This is a genomic window from Microbacterium sp. KRD172 (assembly GCF_017168295.1).
GTDB lineage: Bacteria > Actinomycetota > Actinomycetes > Actinomycetales > Microbacteriaceae > Microbacterium > Microbacterium profundi.
The window spans coordinates 2574869-2589194 of record NZ_JABFAS010000002.1; the positions used below are offsets into that span (position 1 = coordinate 2574869).

Consider the following 14326-nt stretch of genomic DNA (forward strand, 5'->3'; position numbering starts at 1 on the left):
ACTCGCTGACGCTCGCTCAACCCGTTTCGTCTCGCTTCGCTCGCTCAACGCCCCGTATGGCAGCTTCGTCTCGCTTCGCCTCGCCCCGCATGGCAGCATTCGCAGACCGTTTCGTCTCGCCCGCAAGGCAGCAGTCGCGGGTCGTTGAGCGAGGAGCGCAGCGACGAGACGAAACGCGTTGAGCAAGCGAAGCGCGTCGAAACGACGACTCAGCCCCTGAGCGCCGACACGATCCCGGACGGGAACCGTCGCTGCCCCAGTGGCAACCCGGCCACGCGCGCGATCGCCGCCTCGAGCCCGTCATTGAGCCGCGCGACCGTCGCCTGATCAGCCACCCACCCGGACTCCGCCATTTCCTCCAGCGGCTGCGACGCGTCGAACTCCCGGTACCTCGACTGCCCCGGAGTCACCGCAGCCTCGTAGTCGCGGAACTTGAAGTCGCCGCCGTCGAGCGGCGGGTCCAGCGTCGTCCAGACGGCGGGGATCCCGTACGAGTCGGCGGTGATCAGCCCGTGCAGCGACGTGGTGATCACCGCCCGCGCAGCGGCGATCTCGCGCACCGCGCCACCCGCACGCTGATGCACATTCACTACCCTCGCGCCATCGCCGGCAGCCCGCACGAGCGCGGCCAGCCCCTCGTGCGGCCGGTGGTGTCCGTGCGGCACGACGGCGATCCTGTCGTCGCCGACCGGGCGGGCCTGGTGCCTGGCCACGAGCAGCCCAGGATCACCGTAGGCGGGCTCGGCCTGCACCCCGATGCGCTCGGCGGTCAGCGGGCCGCGGACGGCCAGGACGGATGCCGACGGCAGCGGACGCCGTCCATCACGCATGAGACCCGACCCCCAGATCGCTCCGGAGAACTCCGGCGGCAGGAACTCGAGCAGGCTCCCCACACCGACCAACCCGGCCGCACGGGGTTCGCGGTACTGCGGCACGAGCCCGTAGCGGGGCAGCAGCCACGGCGTGAGGTCGTCGCCGAAGTTGGGGTGGCCGTCCCACCAGAACGTCGGAACGATGTGTCCGCCCCACGCCGTCCGACGTCCGAGCGCCGACCCGAACCGTCCCAGTTGCCTGAGCCTCCGTCGCGCGGCACCGTGATACTTCACCTCGCGCCTCCCGATACGGCGACCCCGCCGACCGCATCGTGGAACAGCGTCTCGTACGACTCCGCCACCCGCGCCCACTCGAACTCCGGCAGGCGCGTACGACCGTTCGCGGCCAGGGTGCGACGAAGCGGCTCTTCGCCCAGCATCCGTCGGATCGCCGATGCCAGCGACAGGCGGTCCGTCGGGTCGACCAGCAGCCCGTCTTCGCCGTCGCGCACGAACTCGGCTGCGCCGCCTCGCGACGTCATCAGCAGCGGAGCACCAGCCCGCCACGCTTCGAGTGCGACGATGCCGAACGCCTCGGAACGGCTCGGCACGACCACGGCGGTCGCCGCCGCCATGCGCGCCGCGACCCCTTCGGGCGTCGCCTGTCCTGCCAGGTGGATTCGGTCACTGAACCCGGCGCGGGAGATCTGCTGCTGAAGTGCGGAACGTTCCGGCCCTTCGCCGACGATCTCGAGTTCCACCCCGGCGGCATCCGCCTCGACGAAGGCGTCGATGAGCAGGTCGAAGCCCTTCATCCGCCCGAGCCGCCCGACCGCCACCAGCAGATCCGACCGACGCTCCACACCCTCGACGAGCGGCAGCGGAGCGACCCCGTTCGGAATCACCATGCCACTGCGCGAATCCAGCCCGAACCGCGCCCGCAGATCGGCGAGCACGTACGCACTCGGCGCGGTCACCGCAGACGCTGCGGCGATCGCATCTCGCAGCCCCCGTCGCAGCAGGGCAGAGCGCGCGTAGACGCCGTTGTCGTCACCGAGGGTCTCGCCGTGCGACGTGACGACCAGCGGCACGCCGTATCGGCGATGGATGCCGAGCGCGTACAGCCCGTTGGGCCCGAAGCACTGCACCGACACAACGTCAGGACGGAACTCGCGCATCGCCCGCGACCACTTCGACAGCGCGCCGGGCGCGCGCAGCGCGAACCGCCCCAGATCACGGGCGCTGCGGGCAGGCAGCGGTGTCGGCAGATACCGAACGCCGAACCCGCGGGCAGAAGCACGCGCCCCTCGATCCACCGTCCAGACCTCGACCGCATTCCCCCGCGCCTGCAGCTCTTCGCCCACCCGCGCAACGTGCTCCTCGACCCCGCCGACGAACGGCGCGAACGATGACGAGATCAGCGCGATGCGAAGGCCTGAAGGCGCGTCATCTCTTCGATGCACCGCGTCCGCCGGGGCGTTCGGTCGGCAGATCGACGCTCGCCGGACGGAGCGGGTTCAGCGGACGTTCGGTCGAGGTGTCATTGTTCGCCGCGCGGAGGAGGTCGTCGATCGACATGGTCTCGTCCGATTGATACCCGTCGGATGGGTCAGATGGCGAACGTCGCGGGCCCGTCGACTGCCGCGCCCCCCTCCGTGGTCGCGGCGCGGGCTCAGCCTCCTCGGGAGGCGCCGATTGATACCCGTAGCCGTAGCTGGCCCCCGAACTGGAGAGTGCGACGCGGTTGAGCACGACGCCGAGCACGCGTCCGTGCACCTTCTCGATGGCATCCATCGCCTTGGCCACGATGTCGTAGGTGCTCGACCCGGCGGCGATCACGAGGATCGCGCCGTCGGCCTGATGCGTGAGGATCGCGCCGTCGGTGATGGGCACCAGCGGAGGCGCATCGATGATGACGGTGGCGTGGTCGGCGAGCTGGTCGAGCAGCGTCTTCATCCGGTCGGATCCGAGAAGCTCGCTGGGGTTGGGCGGGGTGGTGCCGGCGCCGAGCACGAGAAGCCCCGGCATCCCCGGGGCGCGCTGCAGCACGTCGGTGAGATCCGCCCGCCCGGCCAGCACGTCGGTGAGTCCGGCGCCGTGGGCCAGGCCCATGGTGCGCGCGACGGTCGGGCGGCGAAGGTCGCCGTCGACGAGAACGACGTGGGCGCCGTTCGCTGCGAGTGTCGCGGCGAGGTTCGCCGCCACGGTGGATTTGCCCTCTCCCGGCAGTGCGCTGGTGACGACGATGCGCCGGGGCGGGTGGTCGACGTCCATGAACTGCAGGTTCGTGCGCATGACGCGCAACGATTCCGAGACGGCGAACGAGCTCTTCGACGCGCTGTCCTGCTCGGGGATGAGTCGCTGGTGCTTGTCGAGACCCGAAATGGTCGGGATGGCACCGAGCACCGACACGCCCAGGCGCTGCTCGACGTCGTCAGCAGCACGGATCCGCCGGTCGGAATATGCGCGCATGAACGCGAAGGCGATACCCGCGGCCAATCCGATGATGCCGCCGATGACGACGGCGGAGCGGGTGTCGGGGAATGACGGTGCGACTGGCAGCGCCGCCGATTCGCCGAGAATGACGGTGATCGGCGATGACCCCTCTGTGCCGTCGCCGTCGAACTGGTCGATCGTTGCGGTGAGGCCGCGCACCCACGCCGAGGCGAGGTCACGTGCTGCTTCCGGGCTCGAGCCCTGGGCGGTGATGCGCAGGATCGCCGTGCTCGGGGGGTTCTCCACCGTGATGCGCCTGACGAGCTGCTCCGGGCTGTCGCTGAGGTCCAGCTCTTCCGCCGCGTGCTCTGCGACCGTGCGCCACATCGCCATGTCGAGATAGGTCTCGACCTTGGCGTTGGCGAGTGCGTCCTGGGTGCCCGGTGCGACGACGACACCCGCGTCGGTTCCGAGGTCGCGCGTCTTGACGAAGCCGCTGGCCGATGCCTCGTACACCGGCGTCTGCAGCTTCGCCCAGCCGTAGCTCACGCCGACGCCGATCAATGTGAGCAGCACGATCGCCAGTGCGTGCCGCCGCAACGCTACGAAGTAGTCGCGGAGTTCCATGTGGCCCCCAGAGTGTTGGATCTGATCTTACGCATGGGCACGGATGCCGCGGCATCGAACTTGCCCGATGACTGCGCCGCTTCGAAAGCCAGTGCCCCCAGACACAGACCGGCGATCAGGAAAGGGATCGACACCTGTGCCGATACCCAGAACAGGTCGAACTGCGCCTGCACGATGCGAGCGAGTACCGATCCGAAGGCCAGCATCCCGAATCGCGGATCGACGCGCCAGAGCACCACGATGAAGCCGACCCACATGATCGTGAAGCCGAGCAGGCCGATCAGACCGGTCGAGGCGATCACTTCGAGCTCGGCTTGCGGGGGCTGGAAGTTGGCGGTCGGGTGCACGTACCAGTAGCGCAGGCCGTGCCCGACGAGCGGCTGCTCACGCCACAGGTGGTAGACCTCCTGCAGCCAGTTGAGCCGCTGGTAGACCGAGTTGAACTTGTTCTGCGATTCGACCTGCTCGATTACGCTCTGCGCGAGCAGCCAGATGCCGGGCACACTGAGCAGGAAGGCGAGCACCCAGTGCTTCGCCCCGCCCTGACGCAGCACGTAGATGAGCATCACGACGATGAAACCGATGATGGCCTGGCGCGACTGCGTCAGCAGCAGGGCGACGAGGCAGAGCACGAACGTGATGCGTGCCCATCGTTTCGGGATGCGCGCCCAGTCGGGGCTGAGCCAGGCGGCGAAAGCGACGAAGGCAAGCGCTCCGCCGGCGGCGTTCTTGTGCATCGGCCACGGCCAGGCCGGATACACGGCGGCGAACTCACCGCGGGCGAAGTTCATGACGGCGGTGATGAGCGTGCCGACGGCGATCATGGCGCCGACGATGAGGATCAGCCGCAGTGCGATGTATGCCTTCCCGGACCGCCCGATCGCCCAGCCGAGGATCAGGGCGCCGGAGATCAGCAGCCACGCGCGCACCCACTCGACGACGTTCTGCTGGAACGGGTTGATGATGACGGTGAACACTGTGCTGAACTGATAGATCAGGTTGAGCCGGAGCATCGCCCGCATCGGCGGTGTGTGCTCGTGCTGGCCGAGCAGCACGGCGACGCCGAAGCCGGCGGCGAGCGCCGCATCCGAGACGGTGAAGTCGCCGCCGCCGAGGCCGATCCGTTCGACGATGAACACTGCGGGTGTCGCCATCAGCATCGTCGCGATCGGCGTCGACCAGGTGATCACGGCTGCGATCATGAGCACGCCGATCACGACGGCGGTGATGGCACCGTTGGCGAGGCCGCGGTCGAGCACGAAGTACACCGCGCCGGCGACGCCGATGGCGAACAGCACCCATCGCCACGCGTCTGCCCACAGGTCCGCAAGCCACCGGCGAATCCCCGTTCGCTGGTGGGCCGGAGCCACACCTATCCCCATTGAGTCAGTATGACACCGGCGTCCGTCGGGCGCGGGTTCGGATAAGTGGAGAGCGGCAGACGATGCCGAGCGTCAGCGACCGGTGATGAGGTGCCGCGGTGGCCCCTCGACGCGCGCGACCGCGATCTTGAGTTCGACGAGTTCATCGTTCATCTTGTCCATGCGAGCTCCGAGTTCGCGACGAGTTTCAGCGATCTCGCCCCTGACACCGGCAAACTCGCCCCTGACGCCAGCGATCTCCCCCCGGACACCGGCAATCTCGTCTCGCAGCTCACCTCGGACCCCGGCGGTCTCGTCCCGCATCTCGTCGTGGGCACCCGCGAACCCGTCCCGCATCTCCCGGCGGACGTCAGCGAACCCGTCCCGCATCTCCCGGCGGACGTCAGCGAACTGGGCATCGGTGCGGTGGATCATCCAGCCGAAGGAGCCCGCGAAGGCGAGCAGAAGCGAAACGACACCCACGATGGTCGTGATCATTTCGGCGGACATGTACACGCTCCTATTGTGCCCGAGATCTGGCCTTCTTGCCTGTTCTTCGAGGCTACGGGCGGCGTTCGACATGCGGGCCGCGTATGCCGGGTTCGGTGGACAGTCACGGCGCGCCGTCGCCGGTGCAGAAGAAGTCATTTCACCGAAACCCTCAGAAATGGGGCATGATTGGCACATCGGTGCCCCTGTGGGAGGGTCACCGACGACGACGCCCTGTGGGAGGGCGTTTTGATAGTGCTCTGGGGAGAGGCAGTTCAGCATGCGCAGTGGGAATCTGGGGTGGCTGCGATGAGCGGCCTGCTCGTGACGGAGTGGATCGAGCGATCGGGCGGCGCGGAGCGCGTGCTCGACGTGATGGGGAACGCGTTTCCCGATGCCGACGTGCGCTGCCTGTGGAGCGATGCGCCTTCGGCGTTTCCGACACGGCAGCTCGATGAGTCGTGGCTCGCGCGCACGCCGTTGCGACGGCACAAGGCGCTGGCGCTGCCGCTGATGCCGTCTCTCTGGCGTCATGTGCGTGCCGACGCGTCGTATGACTGGATGCTGGTGAGCTCCTACGTCTTCGCGCACCATGTGCGCCTGGCCGGGCAGGACATCCCCAAGTACGTCTACGCGCACACGCCGGCTCGGTACATCTGGAACCCCGAGCTCGACCGCCGCGGCGACAATCCGGCGGTGCGTGCGGTCGCGCCGATCTTCCGCGGCATCGACCGTCGTCGCGCGCAGGAGGCGACGGCGATCGCGGCGAACAGCGAGTTCGTGCGGGAGCGGATCCGGCGGGCGTGGGATCGCGACGCCACCGTGATCCATCCTCCGGTCGCTGTCGAGCGCATCCTGTCGCGGCCCGACTGGCGCACCGGCGTGACCGACGATGACGAGCGCCGGATCATCGATGCCCTGCCGGACACCTACGTGCTGGGGGCGTCGCGCTTCATCCCGTACAAGCATCTCGATCTGGTGATCGAGGCCGCTGCCCGCGTGGGGCTTCCCGTCGTGATCGCAGGGTCGGGTCCGGATGAGCAGCGCCTCAACGCGGTCGCCGCGCAGGCGGGTGTACCGGTCACTTTCGTGATCGCGCCGTCGGATGCGCTGCTGTACGCGCTCATGCAGCGTGCGTCCGTATTCGTCTTCCCGCCCGTCGAGGATTTCGGCATCGTGCCGGTCGAGGCGCAGGCGGCCGGCGTGCCCGTCGTCACCGGCCCCGAAGGCGGCCAGCTCGAAACGTACATCGACGGCGTGAGCGGGGTGACAGCCGAGTCGACGGATGCTGTCGACCTCGCCGATGCGATCAGCACGGCGATGTTCCTGCCGCGCTTCGACGCCCGTTCGGCGACGGCGCGCTTCCACGAAGACATCTTCACCGCGAAGATCCGCCGCTTCGTGGGCGATGAGCAGGATATGACGCCATTGCGCACGCTGCGGAAGCCGTTCGCGCCGGAGCCGCCTTCTCCAAGACGCTTCCGGCCGGCTGCCTGAGCAGTCGACGGTCTCCCACAGGTTACGAAACGGACACCTCCCGGCCACCGAAACGTCCTGAATGCCGCTTACGCAAACGGGATGATGAGCCCGATGTTCGTCTGAGAGAGGAACTACCACATGCGGCTTTCCGTCATCGGTTGCGGCTACCTAGGGGCCGTGCACGCTGCGTCCATGGCATCCATCGGCCATGAGGTCGTCGGCATCGACGTCGATTCTCGCAAGATCGATGCGCTGTCGAAGGGACAGGCGCCGTTCTTCGAACCGGGGCTGCCGGCGATTCTCGAAGACGGCATGCGTTCCGGTCGTCTGTCGTTCACGACCGACATCTCGGCGGCGGCCGGCGCGGCCGTGCACTTCGTCGGTGTCGGCACGCCGCAGCAGTCCGGCGGGCACGCGGCAGACCTCACCTACGTGAACGCGGCGATCGATTCACTGCTCCCCCACCTGGCCGACGGCGACATCGTCGCCGGCAAGTCGACGGTCCCCGTAGGCACCGCCGCAGAACTCGCTCCACGGATCACGGATGTCGGCGCCACGCTGGTGTGGAACCCCGAGTTCCTCCGCGAGGGCTGGGCGGTGCAGGACACTGTCGACCCCGATCGCCTTGTCGCCGGAGTGCCGGCTGGGCCTGAGGGCGAACGCGCGGCGGATATTCTGCGGGAGATCTATCACCCCGCTGTCGCCAAGGGCACCCCATTCATCGTGACCGACTATGCGACAGCCGAGCTGGTCAAGGTCTCGGCGAACGCGTTCCTCGCGACCAAGATCTCGTTCATCAACGCGATGGCCGAGATCGCCGAGGTCACCGGCGCCGACGTCACCCAGCTCGCCGACGCGATCGGCTACGACGCGCGCATCGGCCGTCGTTTTCTCGGTGCGGGGATCGGTTTCGGCGGTGGATGCCTGCCGAAGGACATCCGTGCATTCGCGGCACGTGCGGAAGAGCTCGGCCGCGGAGAATCGGTGAACTTCCTGCGCGAGGTCGACGCGATCAACCTGCGCCGCCGCGATCGTGCGGTGCAGCTCGTCGTCGAAGGGCTCGGCGGCAGAGTGTTCGGCAAGAAGGTGGCGATGCTGGGCGCTGCGTTCAAGCCGTTCAGCGACGACGTGCGCGATTCGCCGGCGCTGGATGTCGCCGTGCGGCTCAACGGCCTCGGAGCGGATGTCGTGGTCACCGACCCGCAGGCGATCGAGAACGCTCGCCATCTTCATCCGCAGCTGACGTACATCACCAGCCGGGATGACGCGATCCGTGATGCGGATGCCGTCGTGATGGTGACCGAATGGGATGAGTATCGGCGCGAGCTGACGCCTGAGCACGCGTCGACACTCACGGATGGTCGCGTGGTGGTCGATGCCCGCAACGGCTTCGATGCTGCGGCCTGGCGAGCGGCCGGCTGGCAGTACTTCGGAATGGGCCGGCCGTGATGCCACAGGCGGGCGACGTTAGGCTGGGAGTGTGATTTCGCTTCCTCCGAGTGACCCTCCCGCCGGCATCAGCCGCCGCGAGTGGCGCCGACGTACCGCGGGAGCTTCGACGCCCGAGAACACGCAGTCCTCTGGTGCTCTGCCCGGCCTCTTCGCGTCGGCCGAGAGCGCTGCCGCGCGCCCCGAAGATGCTCGCCCGACCATCTTGACCGTCTGTACGGGCAACATCTGCCGATCGCCGATGGCCGAGATCCTGCTCCGGCGCACCCTCGAGCCGCTGGGCGTTCACGTGCACAGTGCGGGGACCCAGGCTCTGGTCGACTACGGCATGCCCCAGCCGGCGCAGGATATGGCACGAGCGTTGGGGGCGGATGCCGGCGTCGTCGACGCCCACCGTGCGCGCTACCTGATCGAGCCGATGGTGCAGCGGGCCGATCTGATTCTGACGATGAGCCGCGAACACCGCTCACGGGCCGTGCAAATGATGCCACGCAGTCTGCGCCGCGTGTTCACTATCCGCGAGTTCGCACGCCTGGCCTCAACCCTCAGCACCGAAGACGCTCGCGCCGCCGCAGACGCCGCAGGCGACGGCCCCCGCGAACGTCTGCGCGCCGTAGCACTCGCAGTTGCCGACCAGCGTGGCCTGTCGGAACCGGTCGCCGACGAGGACGACGTGATCGACCCGTACCGGCGTTCGCAGGAGATCTACGAGCAGTCAGCGGCAGAGATGACGCCCGCCGTCGCCGAGGTGGACCGGATCGTTCGCGCGGCGCTCGGCTGAGCAAGCCGCTCCACCTCGGCAGAGGCCGAGCGGCCGCCGTCAGGCGCCTGCCTTGGTGAGGGTATTGACAGCGGTGATGATGCGTTCAAGGTCGCCCTGCGACAGGGAGCACCGGCAGGGACGCGACCTCGCGCGCTCGGCCTTCCACGCCGCCACGAACCCGTCCCGATCCTCCGGCACACGGATCGTGTACTGGTGATACACATGCACCGCCCGCTCTGCCACTGGAGGTGTGACAACGCCGTGCAGGTTCGCGTCCAGGAACGCCACATTAGCCTGACAGGTCTTCGTCCACGCGTCGACCTTCGTCAACTGCTCACGGCCGATCGCCGCATGGATATCGGTCATGCGGGCGTTGAATCCGATGATCTCGCTCTCATGCATCATCATGCTCAGGGCCCCGATGAAGACGCCGACGTGGTTCTCGGCCTCAGCGCCGGCGCAGACGAGTATCTGAACAAGCCGTTCCCACGGCGTGAACTGCGGGACTCACCGGCTCTCCGACGTCGACTCGAGCATCGGGCATGACCGTTCTCGAACCGTTGCATCCGGGGCGGCCGCTCCGCGCTGTCGACGACAGCGCGCGGGTTGTGCACCGCGATCTGCGCCTGGATCCTGAAACCAGGATCGACACGAAGGTGCTCTCCAACGCACATCCGCAGTTCCGAGCCCGCGACGGGCGTGCGCCGAGTTGCCGCGTATGCGGTCGACCGGTGCGGAGTGGCAGACGTCGCAGTTCTCCTTCAAGATCGCCGAGAACGACCCCAACGCGTCTGCGATGTGTTCCTGATGGGAGCGGCGACATCGCAGATGATCGCTGTCGTCCTCGACGATGCTGCCGCCGAGGGCTCATCGGTGATCGAGGTGCCCGGTCGGGTCGGGCTCGCCGTGCACTCGGTAACCGCTCTTGGTCACTGGCATCGCCGCCCTCATCGATCAAATCGAGTCCGGGATTGATGATGCTGTGGTCTCGCTCGAGAGGATCGATCGAGGAGGCCTCGTCGATCAAGTATCTAGCGGCCTACACCAATTGGACGGAGCATTGGCCGAGGGCCAGCCGATGATCCAGCCGGTACGCGACATCGTAGAGGTCTTGCCGAATGCGCTCGGTGCGGATGGGCCACGGAACTAGCTGCTGATGTTCCAGGGGAACTCTGAAGCACGCAGTCTCGGCGGCAATGCCGCGATTTTCATCGTGCTCCGCCCTGAGAACGGCGGTTTGTCTATTGTCGATGAGATCGCCAGTCAGCAGTCGCCGACGACGGCGTACTGCTGATCGTGCGCGACGTGACCGCAGCGATGGATCCGCATACGGATGCGTCGGCCACGCGCCGCACGATCTCCCACGAGCTGCGCAACCCCCTCACCGCGATCCTCGGTCACATCGATCTGCTCATCGAGCGTGACGACATCAGCGCGGCGGCGCGCCGTCAGCTCGACGTCGTCGAGCGAGCCGGCACCCGGATGGAGCGCCTCATCGACGATGCGCTCGTCACACCAGGTGCTCGCGCGGAAGACAGCGACGTGCACTTCGACCTCGCCGACATCGCACGGGCGTCGATCGAGGGCTTCGCCCCGGTCGCGGATGCCGGCGGCATCGCCCTGGACGTCGATCTGGAGCAGTACCTCCCCCTGTGCGCAGACGCCTTCCGGTTGCGTCAGGTCGTCGACAACGTGATCAGCAATGCGATCAAGTACGTCCAGCGCGGCGGGAAGGTCAGTGTGCGCGGTCACTGCCCCGCCCCGGGCGAAGTCGCCCTCACCGTCACCGACACCGGCATCGGCATCGGCGTCGACGACCTCCCCCGCATCTTCGAGCCCGACTTCCGCACCGAGGTCGCCCGTGAGCAGGGAATCCCCGGCACTGGCCTCGGACTCGGCATCTCGCGCGACATCGTCCTCGCGCAGGGTGGCCGCATCGACGTGAAGAGCGATCTCGGTCAGGGCACCGAAGTCAGCATCGTCCTCCCCTCGTCTCGCGAGCCCCGCGAGTCGTCTCCGGAACGGAGCCCCGCATGATCAACTCCTCCCTGGTGATGCCCGTCATCGCCGTGGCGACGGTCGCCACCGTCATCTTCATCGCGCTGGGCTTCCTGCCGAGGCCCTCGCGCGCCACGGCGATCTGGTCCGCGGGCTTCGCGATCGCGATGGTCGGGGCGTACGTCTGGCTCGCCCACGAGATGCTCGATTCCGAGCCGCTGCGCGCGCTCGGGTCTGCGCTGGTCATCGCGCCGATGCCGCTGATGTGGTCGGGCCTGCGTGCCTATCGAGGCCTCGAACGTCAGTTCGTGGTGCTGTCCGCGACTTTCGTCGTGGTCATGCCGCTCTTCCTCGTCGCCACCATGTACTTCGGCGTATACGGGATCGGTTTCCGGGTGCTCTTCTCGTCGACAGCGGTGTTCGCGGTGCTCATGCTCGTGGAGCTCGTGCGCCTGGGGCCCCACCTGCGCGACGAAGCGCTTCCGCTCATGGCCGTCTCGGCGGCGTTCCTGGTGTTCGCCCTCATCACGATCATCAATGGGGTACTGGTTGCGAATGGCACCATCGGCGGCGCCGACAGCCTGCAGTTCCTGCGCACGCTCAACATGATCGGCATCACGGTCTACATCACCTGCAACCTCGTCACCTGTCTGCTGCTCACCACGCGCGCCGGCGACACGACGCTCTCGCCGCGCAACACCTTCGACAGCACGGTGCGCAACCGGCTCAATCGCGCCGAGGCCGCCTCCGACCCGTGGTGGTCGCTTCTCGACATCCGCCTGGATGACCCAGACGACATCCGCTCAGCATCCAGCAGCGCCGGCTTCAACGCGATCAGCGAGCGATTCGGTCGCGATGTCGACGCGGCGCTGCCCGCGGATGCTGATTTCGAGCAGCTCAGCGCGACCCGCTTCATCGCACTTGTGCCGCGCGCGCAGGGCGGCGTGCGCGAGGTGGTGACGGATCTGCTCGAGCGGGTGTCGACGATCGATGACCGTCAGCCGGTACCGATCCGGATGTCGGCGAGCGTCGGCTGGACGCAGGTTCCGGTGGCCGGCTACAACCTCGACGACCTGATCGCATCCGCCGCCGCCGCGGCCGAGATCGCACAGGGGGCGGGCGGTAACAGGTGGGAGCGGGTCAGTGAGACCGCTCCCTGACACAACACATCCATGCGCTGTAGCATGACGGTGGAAGTCCCCAATTCCTGACGCTGAGTGAAAGAACTCCACAGATGTATGACGCCGCCCAGACGCAGAAGACTGCGGTGATCGTCGAAGACGATCAGGATGTGCGTGATCTTCTGGTTCAGGTGCTGCAAGCGGCAGGTTTCACGACGGTCGCAGTCGGCAACGGCATCGATGGAGTGAACGCCGTGCTCACGCATCAGCCGTTGATCACGACGCTCGATGTGAACATGCCGGGCATCGACGGGTTCGAGGCCGCGCGCCGCATCCGCACCCGGAGCGACACGTACATCATCATGCTCAGCGCCCTCGATGAAGAGGCCGACGTCGTGCTCGGCCTCAGTGCCGGCGCAGACGAGTACCTGAACAAGCCGTTCCGGCCGCGTGAGCTGCGGGCGCGGATCGAAGCGCTGCTGCGCCGTCCGCGCAGTGGTGCAGTGTCTGCCGTGCCCGCGTCATCGCCTGCAGCGGCGCCGCAACTGGCGGCCCCGACCGCGCCGACACCGGCGGGCGTTGCCGATTCCCCGACGTCGACTCCAGCGTCGGGTATGACCGTTGTCGAGCCGGCGCATCCGGGCCAGCCGCTCCACGCCGGCGACGACAGCGCCTGGGTCGTGCACCGCGATCTGCGGCTGGATCCTGAAACCAGGATCGCGATCATCGAAGACCGCGTGGTCGAGTTGACCCGCACCGAGTTCGATCTGCTGCACGCGCTGATGGAATCGAAGCGCCGGGTGCGCAGCAAGGCCGAGCTCACGCTGGTGCTGCGCGGCGAGTCGTACCTCACGACCGACTTCGTGGGCGAGGCCGACAAGCGCGCCATCGAAGCGCACATGACGACAGCGAAGTCTGTTGAACTCTGTCTTCATCGGATGCAGTGTGATCGGGTCTGCGCTCCGACAATGCGATCTTGACGCGCCGACCTTGACCTAGCCACAAGACCACCACAAGATTCCCCAAAGGTCCATGCTCTGCTAGCCATTCATCGATCCACTACTACGACTTTTAGCCGACCAAGATGCATTGACCCGGGCATTCCGGCACGATCCTTCATTCAACCTTTAGACGACACGATGGGTCGCTTGGGTGCACGTTGAGGCGGGCTCCATAGCTTCAGAACATGACATCGACCCACACTGAAACCGTCCCTTCGCAGGAGCGCCGCAACAAGCGCCGCCCGTTCATCGCCTTCGGCCTCGCAGTACTCGCCATCGGCGGTATCGGCGCCGCAGCGACGAGCGCCGCGTGGACCGACAACGGCTGGTTCAGCGCCTCTGCCAGCGCCGCCACCTTCAATCTGAAGGTGTCGCTCGACGGAAACACCTGGTCCGAGGGCGCCGCGAAGACGGTTGACGGCGTCACGACCATCGACGTCAAGGTCCCGTCGACTGCGTACGCCAACCTGCTGCCCGGTCAGAAGCGCGACGTGAGCCTCTGGGTGCGCAACGACAGCTCCGTCGCTGCCAATCTCACCAAGACGGTCGGCTTCTCCGAAGGCTCGACGTTCGCGGCGAACCCATCCGCCACGCTCTCCGGCCTCGCCGAGACGCTCGCACCCACCGGCCAGACCGGCTCCGATGACCAGTTCCTTCTGACGCTCACGACCCCTGCCGACTGGACTTCGGCGAACGTCGGCAAGTCCGGCACCGTGGTCGTGACGCTGACCGCCACCGCGACTTCCTGACCACCAACCGCTGAAACACGAGACACCGACCACTGAAACAC

At 67.3% G+C, this 14326-nt stretch carries 12 protein-coding genes and 1 pseudogene; 7 read left to right on the forward strand and 6 right to left on the reverse strand.

The annotated features are described in order from the left end of the window. Positions 1–209: 209 nt before the first annotated feature. From J1M43_RS12745 to J1M43_RS12765, 5 genes are all read right to left on the reverse strand, one after another. Complete coding sequence (locus J1M43_RS12745; protein WP_206476920.1) at positions 210–1106, reverse strand: polysaccharide pyruvyl transferase family protein; 897 nt, start codon at positions 1104–1106, stop codon at positions 210–212. Further along, the gene (locus J1M43_RS12750) at positions 1103–2275 is read right to left on the reverse strand and encodes a glycosyltransferase family 4 protein (RefSeq protein WP_206476921.1); all 1173 of its coding nucleotides are present in this window, start codon (positions 2273–2275) and stop codon (positions 1103–1105) included. The genes J1M43_RS12745 and J1M43_RS12750 overlap by 4 nt, the downstream gene beginning before the upstream one ends. Continuing rightward, positions 2259–3875, reverse strand: coding sequence for a polysaccharide biosynthesis tyrosine autokinase (locus J1M43_RS12755; RefSeq protein WP_206476922.1), 1617 nt, complete (start codon positions 3873–3875; stop codon positions 2259–2261). The genes J1M43_RS12750 and J1M43_RS12755 overlap by 17 nt, the downstream gene beginning before the upstream one ends. Beyond that, on the reverse strand, positions 3851–5245 hold the full coding sequence (locus J1M43_RS17105; protein WP_206476923.1) for an O-antigen ligase: 1395 nt from the start codon (positions 5243–5245) through the stop codon (positions 3851–3853). Before J1M43_RS17105 ends, J1M43_RS12755 begins: the two co-directional genes overlap by 25 nt. An 84-nt stretch (positions 5246–5329) precedes the next feature. After that, positions 5330–5818 carry a hypothetical protein gene (locus J1M43_RS12765; protein WP_206476924.1) on the reverse strand — a complete coding sequence of 163 codons (489 nt, stop codon included), beginning with the start codon at positions 5816–5818 and terminating at the stop codon, positions 5330–5332. A 216-nt stretch (positions 5819–6034) separates the two neighbouring features. On the opposite strand from J1M43_RS12765, the gene J1M43_RS12770 reads away from it, so the two are divergent. The 3 genes from J1M43_RS12770 (at position 6035) to J1M43_RS12780 (ending at position 9434) form a co-directional block, all read left to right on the forward strand. Continuing rightward, complete coding sequence (locus tag J1M43_RS12770; RefSeq protein WP_206477390.1) at positions 6035–7222, forward strand: glycosyltransferase; 1188 nt, start codon at positions 6035–6037, stop codon at positions 7220–7222. A gap of 120 nt (positions 7223–7342) precedes the next feature. Then, complete coding sequence (locus J1M43_RS12775) at positions 7343–8653, forward strand: UDP-glucose/GDP-mannose dehydrogenase family protein (protein WP_206476925.1); 1311 nt, start codon at positions 7343–7345, stop codon at positions 8651–8653. A 31-nt stretch (positions 8654–8684) separates the two neighbouring features. Continuing rightward, a complete protein-coding gene (locus J1M43_RS12780) occupies positions 8685–9434 on the forward strand; it encodes a low molecular weight phosphatase family protein (protein WP_307823443.1) in 750 nt (249 codons plus the stop codon). Positions 9435–9473: 39 nt separating this feature from the next. Here the strand turns inward: J1M43_RS12780 and J1M43_RS12785 are convergent. Continuing rightward, positions 9474–9815: pseudogene (locus J1M43_RS12785) on the reverse strand (DegT/DnrJ/EryC1/StrS family aminotransferase); the annotation flags it as partial. Positions 9816–10712: 897 nt separating this feature from the next. Here J1M43_RS12785 and J1M43_RS12790 point away from each other — a divergent pair. From J1M43_RS12790 to J1M43_RS12805, 4 genes are all read left to right on the forward strand, one after another. Next, the gene (locus J1M43_RS12790; RefSeq protein WP_206476927.1) at positions 10713–11453 is read left to right on the forward strand and encodes a sensor histidine kinase KdpD; all 741 of its coding nucleotides are present in this window, start codon (positions 10713–10715) and stop codon (positions 11451–11453) included. After that, positions 11450–12574 (forward strand): hypothetical protein, encoded by a 1125-nt coding sequence (locus J1M43_RS12795; protein WP_206476928.1) that lies wholly within the window; start codon positions 11450–11452, stop codon positions 12572–12574. The genes J1M43_RS12790 and J1M43_RS12795 overlap by 4 nt, the downstream gene beginning before the upstream one ends. Before the next feature lie 74 nt (positions 12575–12648). Then, positions 12649–13515 (forward strand): response regulator transcription factor, encoded by an 867-nt coding sequence (locus J1M43_RS12800; RefSeq protein ID WP_206476929.1) that lies wholly within the window; start codon positions 12649–12651, stop codon positions 13513–13515. A gap of 206 nt (positions 13516–13721) precedes the next feature. Next, positions 13722–14285, forward strand: coding sequence for a hypothetical protein (locus J1M43_RS12805; RefSeq protein ID WP_206476930.1), 564 nt, complete (start codon positions 13722–13724; stop codon positions 14283–14285). Positions 14286–14326 lie beyond the last annotated feature (41 nt).